Genomic DNA, 8,524 nt, shown 5'->3' on the forward strand with positions numbered 1-8,524 from the left:
GAGGCCCGCCGCGCCAAGGCCGGCATCATCTCCCGTCAGGTGAACCTGTAGGGCGATGGCACCCCGCCGGCCGGACGCCCGGCCGTCGTGAGGGCCGGCCGCAACGGCCGACGGCGCTCACGAGCCTGCGGCGGGGTGCCCAGAGCCGCGACGACTGGGCGTCAGCGCTTGCGCCGACGCCCAGCGTCGGGTTCAGGCGTAGCGGCGGGCGAGTGCCACCGCCTGGGGCCCGTAGCCGCCCCCGAACAGGAACACGTGAATCATCAGCAGGTGCAACTGGTGCAGCCCCACGCGCTCGCGCCAGCCTTCCGCCAGCGGTGAGACCTCGTTGTAGCCGGCCACGATCCGCTCCAGATACGGCTGCCCGAACACGCCCAAGGCCGCCAGGTCGGTCTCCGCGTGCGCACCCTGGGCGAGCGGGTCGATCAGCACGCCCACGGTTCCGCCCGCCCCGCGGTCCGCGCCGGCGGGAGCCCAGTCGGCCACTTCCGCCGTCGGCACCCACAAGACGTTGCCGGTCCACAGGTCGCCGTGCGTACGCGCCACGGCGACGCCGTCGCCCCGCTCGGCGGCGGCGCGGCGGGTGAGGCGGGGCTGGGCGGAGTCGAAGTCGCCGTCGGCCAGGCGCGCGCAGACCCGCTCCAGCAGGGCGGCATCGGCGGCGGAGAGCGTGCCCGCATCCCGCCCCGGCCCGATGTAGGGGGCGATGCGGTCCGCGGCGTAGAACTCACCCCAGCGGCGCGGCGTGCCGGACTCGGCCGCGTGCGGGCGCAGGCGGATGTTGCTGCGCCCCATCTGGGTACGCCCGTCCCAGCCGGGCGGGGCGCACCCGAAGGCCGGCGCCCCGGCGGCGTGGGTGACGGCCAGAGCCCGCCCGAAGGCCTCGGCCGCCGCCGGTGTCACCCGGGAATCGGCGAGCCGCGGCTCCTCCAGCCAGCCGTCGCCGGCGCGCGCGGGAACCACGCACGCGCCGCCGTCGGCCATGGCCTGGCCGAGCCAGGCCAGTCCCTGCGCCTCCAGACGGGTGGCGCCGGGCAGATCGTCCTGCTTGCGGAATACGGGTCGGATACTCACCCGCCCAGCATTCCACGCGGTCGCGCTCAGGTGGTCGAGGCCCGGTACACCTCGGCGATCGAGGCCTCCAGAGCGGCGTCGAACTCCGCCTGGGTCTGCGAGACGTCCAGACCCTCCAGCAGGGCGCGGGAGAAGCTGGCGATCAGGCCGCGGTTGCGGGCCAGGCGCCGGACGGCCTCGGCGCGGGTGTAACCGCCGGACAGGGCGGCCACACGGGCGACGCGCGGGTGGCGCATGAGTGCGTGGTAGAAGTCGGTCACCGAGGGGATGGTCAGCTTGAGCACCACATCGCGGCCTTCAGGCAGGTCGTCCAGGTGGGCGTTGAGCGAGGCGAGCAGGAGCAGCTCGATGCCGGTCTTGTCCGGGGCGTGGATGTCCACCTCGGGCTCGATAATGGGGGTGAGCCCGGCGTCGAGGATCTTCTCCGCGATCTCGAACTGCTGGTCGACGACGGCGGCGACGCCCTGCGTGTCGGCGTGCAGGATGACCGAGCGCATCTTCGTGCCGAAGACATGCTTCTCCACGGCCTTGGCCAGGATGTCGTCCAGGCCCGGGATGGGCTTCATGACGCGGGCGCCGTGAGCCTCCTCGGCCAGGCCCTTGTCCACCTTCAGGAAGGGAACGATGCCCTTGACATCCCACAGGTAGTCGGCGGTGGGGCGACCCTCGACCTCGGAGTCGAGGGTGCGTTCGAACAGGATTGCGGCGAGGATCCGCTCGGAGGTGAAGGCGGGGCTGGTCATGACGCGGGTGCGCATGGCGTGGACCAGATCGAACATCTCCTCCTCGCTGCTCCACGCGTCGGGTTCGATGCCGTAGGCCTTCAGCGCGCGCGGGGTGGAGCCGCCGGACTGGTCGAGGGCGGCAATGAAGCCGGCGCCGTGCCGGATCCGGTCCATCTGGGCGCGCTGGTCGGGGCGCGATTGGGTGGGCATGATGTGCCTCCTGGCTGGATTGTGCGAGTGCTCGGGACGACGTTGTCGCGGCGTTGGCGGCTGGGCCAGCTCGGGCGCAAACAATTATATGCGAGAACGGTTCTCATAAAAAGAGTCGATTGCGGGCAATGGTGGTCGGCGCGGCACCGGCGGCGCGGCGGCGTGGTGCCGCGTTTGAGTCGGTCCGCCGGGACTCCGCCCCTGCCGACCCCGACGGCTTGCCGCGCCCAGCACCGCGCGCCGGGAGTGCCGGGCTGCCGTGTGACGTCGTCTAGGCCGCGGCCGACACGGTGCGGTCGGGTAGTACCTCGGCGGCGAAGATCTCCCCCGGGTGTCCGAGCGCGCCGTCGCGCCCGCAAGTGCCCAGCGTGAACCAGATGGCCTCCACCGCGTCAGCCAGCTGCTCGCCTGCGGAGGACTGTGCGGAGTTCCGGGAGGCGCGCGCCGCACGCCGCCAAGCCAGATATTCGGCGGGCTCACCGTTGGGGCCGCCCAGCAGGCTCAGTGCGTGCTCCTCCGGAGTCCGTCGCACGGCGTCCTCGATGCCGGTCCACGCGCCCGTCGTGCTCTGGCTGCTCGCCCGGCCTCCCTGCGTGGGCTCCCAGTATGCGCCCAGGGCGGACACGAGTCGCGGCACGGTCGGATCGGTATTGATCCGACCCAGCCCGCGCCCGGCCGCGCGGGTGAGTCCGTGAGGGGCCAGGCTGAGGAAGTCGAAGACCGCGTCGTGCATGGACAACAGATCGGGGGAGGGCTCCGGGTAGGTGCTGCCGGTATCACCCGGCTGCGGCGCCCACTGCCCGTGCAGGTTCAGATTGCGCAGGCCCAGGACGATCTCGTACAGGCGGCCGATCCCGACCGCGAGCGTGGTGGTCACCGAATCGCGGTTGACCTCCGACAGACCACCACTGCGCGCTACGCGTACTCCGGTGGCCAGCAAATCGCGCACTACTGCCGATCGGTAGCGGAGCTCGAGGTCTTGCTGCCGGGAGAGTGCCGAGTTGAACATGACCTGAATGTTATCGGCCCGATGCGAAACCGTGGCGAGGCGCGCTGGGTGACGGCACGTTGGTGCGGGAGCAGTGGCATGAACCGGCGCGGCGCATGCACTTTGCGGCCCGGCTCATGCGCTTTACGACCTTGGGGTACGAAATACGACCCCGGGGTGGTCGTGAAACGCACCCCGGGGTCGTAAATCGCAGGCTGAGTGGCACGACGACGGCGGCTACCCCTATGCCGGCTCCGCCGCGGCCAGCGCCCGGGCCTCGTGGCCCTCCCGCAAGCGGTCGTTGGACCGCTCCACGTCCAGCCGCGAGAGCAGGAACAGGATGATGCCGTTGACGATCGCCGGGATCCACAGGTACATGAAGTACAGCATGTTGATCGCCGAGTCGGGCTGGACCGGCGCGTTGGCGATGTAACCGCTCGCGGCCAGCAGCCAGCCGGCCAGTGCCGTACCCAGGCCGCCGCCGACCTTCACCCCCAGCGAGGTGCAGGAGAACATCAGTCCGTCGATGCGCTTGCCCGAGCGCAGGAACGTGTGCTCGGAGGCCTCCGCGATCAGCGCGTTGACCGTGCCCTGCAGTGGGCTCATGCCGATGGAGGCGATCCCGGAGAACACCAGCATCAGTGGCAGGCTGCCCGCGTAGGCCGCCGCCACCACCCCGAGCCGTCCGACGACGGCGACGATGTAGCCGACGATGTTCACCCGGTACATGCCGCCCACCCGGGACACCACCCAGGGGGTGGCCAGCAGGCCCGCTATCAGCGGGATGTTGATGGCCCAGGCAAACACACCCAAAAGGTTCGCGTTGCCCAGGATGTAGGTCATGAAGTAGATGCCCATGTTCAGCGTGGCGGTGAAGATCTGGGTCATCAGGAAGACCACCAGGATGATCAGGTAGTACTTGTTGGCCAGCAGCAGCTGCATGGACTCCTTGAACGGCAGCTTCTCGTCGGCCCCGCCTGACGCCGCGGCGTCGGCGGCCGCGGCGCGCTCGGCGTCCTCGGTGGGCATGTCGGAGCGGTCGGCGAGCTCCTCGGGGGACAGCTCCCGCACGGACATCACCGACAGGGTGTTCACGGCCAGGCCGATGAGCGCGTAGATGATGGCGATGGTGCGCCAGCCCTCGGCGCCTCCACCCAGCAGCTCCACGCCCTTAACCGTGAAGGTCTGGATCAGCAGGCTGGTGCCGAAGGCGAACATGAAGCGGATGGAGCCCATCTGCACCCGCTCGGCGCTGTTCTTCGTGATCAGCGCGGTCAGCGAGGAGTAGGCGATGTTGTTGGCCGTGTAGAACACCGAGTTCAGCAGCGTGTAGGCGATGAAGAACCAGGCGTACTGGGCGGTCTCGCCCAGGCTGGGGGGAATGGCGAAGACGGCGATGATCATCGCCGCACAACCCACGAAGCCCCACAGCATCCAGGGGCGGGCCTTGCCCATACGGGTCCGGGTGCGGTCCAGCAGGGTGCCGAAGAGGATGTCGGAGAAGCCGTCGAAGAACTTCGACAGCATCATGAGCGTGCCGATCACGCCGGAGTTCAGCCCTACCGTGTCGGTCAGGTAGATCATGACGAACGCGGACAGCAGCGCGTACACCACGTTCCCGGCCACGTCACCGGAGCCGTATCCGACCTTGTTGTACCACTTGAGGTACTTCTTCTCTTGCATCAGTTGACCTCGCTGTGAGTCGAGCCCGCGAGTACGGAATCGCCGCGGGTGGGGGTGATGGATGGGAGGAGGAAGAGACGAATGCCCAGGTCGGTCAGGTGCCCCGGGACCACCCGGTAGATGTCCCGCAGGGCGGGGCCGCAGGAGGCGGAGCCGATCCCGGCCATGGCCCGGTCCAGGCACAGCACCGTGGCGCCGCACGGCCGCAGCTCGACGTCGTGGCGGGCGCGGGTGAGCTCCTCCTGGGTGTACCGGGAGGCGTTGAAGGACAGCGGTCCGAAACCGGCCGCGGTCAGGGAGGCGACGTCGTCGCTGACGGTGACGTAGTCGCAGTCCGCGTGGGAGCCGCCCTCCTGCGGGCGCAGGTAGGGGACGTGTAGGGCGTCGACGTCGCTGCGGAAGGCGCCGTGGTAGCCGGCGCGGCGCTTGTCCGCGTAGCTCTCGTGCGGGCCGAGCCCGTGGTAGGCGACGGCCGTCATGGACTGCGGCAGGAACAGGCGCAGGCCCAGGCGCGGCAGCGGCGGGAAGTCCGGGTCGAGCATGACCCGCGCGTCCAGCGCGATCAGCCCGGAGGGGGTGATGGTCCACGTGCCCGCCGCCCGCAGCACCGGCTGCACCGCGGGCGCCCCGACCGACAGCTCCGTGTGTACGACGACGGCGTCCGCGCGCTCCTCGGCCTCCACCCGGTAGGCGCGGGTGGTGGTGCGGTGGTACTGGGCGGTCTCCCAGTCCTTGCGCGCCTCGGCGTCGTTGTCCGTGGGGGCCCGCCAGGTGTTGATCTCCATGGGGCGGGTCAGCAGGCTGCGGCCGCCGACGACGAGCCGGCTGGGCAGACCGGTGCGGGTGTCGAACTCGTAGTTGAAGGACTCCCCGGCCACCACCAGCCCGGTCGGGCCCGCCGTCGTGACCGTGGGCGTGGCCGCCGTCGTGTCCGACGACGGCGCACCGGCCAGTGCGGCCAGCCGATCCAGTACGTGGTGGCGCGGGTGGGCGTTGGACAGCGGCACCTCGTCAAAGCCCAGCTCGTGCCCGGCCTCCAGCAGCGGCGCCGCGGCCTTGAGCCGGTAGGAGACCAGTAGGTGGCAGCGGCCGGACTCGGGCACCCTCGCGGCGCAGGGGATGGTGACGGCGGTGTGCGGCGGCACCGAATCCGGCAGCACCAGCTCACCCGAGTCGACGACGACGCCGTCGCGCCGAACCTCGTAGTGGGCCTCCAGGTAGTCGGCCAGGTCGGTGGCGTCCAGGTCGTTGCGCAGCGTGAGGGCGCCGGCGTCGGCGTCGAAGGCGAGCACGCGCGCGGGCCGCTGCACGTTCTTCAGCTCCAGCAGGCCGGTGTGGGGGACGCGGTCGGGGGACACCAGACCGTCCACGCAGAAGTTCCCGTCGTGCAGTAGCTCCCCGCTGTCCCCGCCGTACAGGTAGACGGGGCGACCGTCGTCGGCGGTCCCGGCACGGATGGCGTGGTCGCACCACTCCCACACGAATCCGCCGCACATGCGCGGCTCGGCGAGGATCAGCTCCCAGTACTCCTCCAGGTCGCCGGGGCCGTTGCCCATGGCGTGGCAGTACTCCACCAGCAGGAAGGGCTTGTCCGGATCGGCGTCCAGGTAGGCGTGCACCTCGTCCAGCCCCGGGTACATGCGCCCGTACAGGTCGATGCCGGAGTAGTCGTAGGCGCGCTTGGAGTCGCGGTAGAAGGCGCTCTCGTAGTGAGTCACCCGGGTGGGGTCGGCGGCCTTGATCCAGGCCAGCGCCGCCTCGAAGGTGCAGCCGTAGGCGCACTCGTTGCCGGCCGACCAGGAGATGACGCTGGGCCGGTTCTTCTCCCGCTCGACCATGGCGCGCACCCGGTCCAGGGTGGGCTCGGTCCACTCGGGGTTGTCGGCGATGGGTTCGTTCCAGTGCTCCACCTGGCTGTCCCAGGAGGAGTCGGCCAGCACCCGCACCTGGGTGCCGTGGGACTCGACGTCCGCCTCGGACATGACGAAGAACCCATAGGCGTCGCACAGTTGGTAGAAGCGGGGATCGTTGGGATAGTGGGCCGTGCGCACCGCATTGATGTTGTGCTGCTTCATCAGGCGCAGGTCGCGCAGCATGTGCTCGACGCCGACCGCCGGCCCGGTGACCGGATCGGACTCGTGCCGGTTCACGCCGCGCAGGGTGGCCGGGGCGCCGTTGACGTACAGGACGGCGCCCGCGGTGGTGACCTCGCGCAGGCCGACCTGCTCGGTGATGACCTCCCCGGGGGTGGTCAGGTGCAGCGTGTACAGGTAGGGGTCCTCAGCGCACCACAGGTGCGGGGAGGCGACGCGCAGGGCGGCGGCGTGGGTGTACGGGGAGCCGGTGTCGGCGGGTTCCAGCTCGCCGTCGGCGACGACGGCGCCGGCGGCGTCGCGCAGCTCCAGGCGGGTGGGGACCGCCTGGCCGCGGAAGCCGGCGCGGACGGTGACGGTGGCGGCGTCGTCGAGTGCGGTGGTGATGGCGTAGTCGAACAGGCAGTCCTGTGGGCGGTCCAGCAGGTAGACGTCCCGGAAGATGCCGGAGGTGCGGAACTTGTCCTGATCCTCCAGGTAGGTGCCGTCGCACCACTTGAGCACGAGCACGGCCAGCCGGTTGGTGCCCGGGATCAGGAAGTCGGTGACGTCGAACTCGCTGGTGGCGTGGGAGATCTGGCTGTAGCCGAGGTAGCGGCCGTTGAGCCACACGTAGAAGCAGGAGTCGACGCCCTCGAACACCAGGTGGGTGCACGGCGCCGCGGCCGGAGCGGTGTGCTCGAAGTCGAGCAGGTAGGTGCCGCAGGGGTTGTCCTGCGGAACATAGGGCGGGTCCAGGGGGATGGGGTAGCGGTAGTTCGTGTACTGGTGGTGGTCGTATCCCTGGTGCTGCCAGCTGGAGGGGACCGGGATGCGCGCCAGGTCGGTGGTGGGGGCCGCGGGCGCCCAGAAGTCCTCGGGTACGGCGTATGGGCCCGGGTAGTAGGCGAAGGCCCAGTCGCCGTTGAGCAGCTGAAAGCGGTCGGAGGTCTCTCGCTGCCAGGGCGCGCCGTGGGCGGGCGCGGAGGCGGGGACGTAGTAGGCGCGGTGGGGGAGGGTGCCCTCGTGCAGGACGGTGAGGTCCTCGTGGTGCCCGGGAAGGATCATCGCTGACTCTCCTGTGTGCGGTAGCGGACCGGGCGGGTCCGCCTGGGTTCGGGGCCGGACGACGCCGGTGGCGCCGGCGCGAAGTGCCTGGGCGGCGGGGCTCTGGCGCCCCACACATGTCGACGTTAACATAAGGGGGTACGGCTTGAGAAGGTGTGAGTTAGTTCAGTAATTGGTGGGGTAACTCGAAGGTGTCGTTGAGGAGGCGTACATCTGCTATGATGACGTTATCACTAGCGTGGGCGTGGATTGGGCTGCCGCTTGCGCCCGGACGGGCTGCTAGGCTCACGAAGGTGGCTGGGAGAAAACGCGATCGAGGTGCACCGTCGGTCGCCGACGTTGCCCGCCTGGCCGGCGTCTCCTCCCAGACCGTGTCCCGTGTCTCGGCCGGCGCCACGAACGTGCGCCCGGACACCCGGGAGCGGGTGCTGCATGCCATGCAGCAGCTCGGCTACGCGCCCAACCGTGCCGCCCAGGCCCTGCGCAGCGGATCCTTCAAGGCCATCGGTGTGCTCACCCAGCAGATCCTGCGCACCGGCGAGGCTCAGACCACCAATGGCGTGTTACAGGCCGCCTGGGAAGCCGGATACACCGTGTCGATGGTGCAGGTGGACCGCCCCCAGTCCGAGGACATGGGGGCGGCCGTCCACCGGTTGGCCGCGCAGGCGGTGGACGGGCTCGTCGTCGTCCAGGCGGGGCGGGCG

The 8,524-nt window shown here is 70.2% G+C and carries 6 protein-coding genes; 1 reads left to right on the top strand and 5 read right to left on the bottom strand.

From position 1 onward, the window contains the following. Positions 1 to 192: 192 nt before the first annotated feature. The 5 genes from BN1056_RS09250 to BN1056_RS09270 all read right to left on the bottom strand — a co-directional run bounded on the left by BN1056_RS09250 (position 193) and on the right by BN1056_RS09270 (position 7,820). Positions 193 to 1,074, bottom strand: a complete 882-nt coding sequence (locus BN1056_RS09250) for a fructosamine kinase family protein (protein ID WP_425306118.1) — start codon at positions 1,072 to 1,074, stop codon at positions 193 to 195. Positions 1,075 to 1,100: 26 nt separating this feature from the next. Continuing rightward, entirely contained in the window at positions 1,101 to 2,009 is a 909-nt protein-coding gene (locus tag BN1056_RS09255; RefSeq protein WP_244671618.1) for a fructose bisphosphate aldolase, read from the bottom strand. Positions 2,010 to 2,280: 271 nt separating this feature from the next. Next, on the bottom strand, positions 2,281 to 3,018 hold the full coding sequence (locus BN1056_RS09260) for a hypothetical protein (protein ID WP_210580591.1): 738 nt from the start codon (positions 3,016 to 3,018) through the stop codon (positions 2,281 to 2,283). A gap of 222 nt (positions 3,019 to 3,240) precedes the next feature. Further along, on the bottom strand, positions 3,241 to 4,680 hold the full coding sequence (locus BN1056_RS09265) for an MFS transporter (RefSeq protein WP_210580592.1): 1,440 nt from the start codon (positions 4,678 to 4,680) through the stop codon (positions 3,241 to 3,243). Beyond that, on the bottom strand, positions 4,680 to 7,820 hold the full coding sequence (locus tag BN1056_RS09270) for a glycoside hydrolase family 2 TIM barrel-domain containing protein (protein ID WP_210580595.1): 3,141 nt from the start codon (positions 7,818 to 7,820) through the stop codon (positions 4,680 to 4,682). Before BN1056_RS09270 ends, BN1056_RS09265 begins: the two co-directional genes overlap by 1 nt. Before the next feature lie 293 nt (positions 7,821 to 8,113). Between BN1056_RS09270 and BN1056_RS09275 the strand changes: the two genes are divergently transcribed. Further along, positions 8,114 to 8,524 (top strand): LacI family DNA-binding transcriptional regulator (locus tag BN1056_RS09275; protein ID WP_244671619.1); only part of this gene is annotated, 411 nt, incomplete at its 3' end.

This window comes from Actinomyces succiniciruminis, from assembly GCF_900002405.1.
Taxonomy (GTDB): domain Bacteria; phylum Actinomycetota; class Actinomycetes; order Actinomycetales; family Actinomycetaceae; genus Actinomyces; species Actinomyces succiniciruminis.

Coding starts and splice junctions, on each gene's coding strand:
- BN1056_RS09255 (WP_244671618.1), bottom strand. CDS start 2,009: ATGCCCACCCAATCGCGCCCCGACCAGCGCGCCCAGATGGACCGGATC.
- BN1056_RS09260 (WP_210580591.1), bottom strand. CDS start 3,018: ATGTTCAACTCGGCACTCTCCCGGCAGCAAGACCTCGAGCTCCGCTAC.
- BN1056_RS09265 (WP_210580592.1), bottom strand. CDS start 4,680: ATGCAAGAGAAGAAGTACCTCAAGTGGTACAACAAGGTCGGATACGGC.
- BN1056_RS09270 (WP_210580595.1), bottom strand. CDS start 7,820: ATGATCCTTCCCGGGCACCACGAGGACCTCACCGTCCTGCACGAGGGC.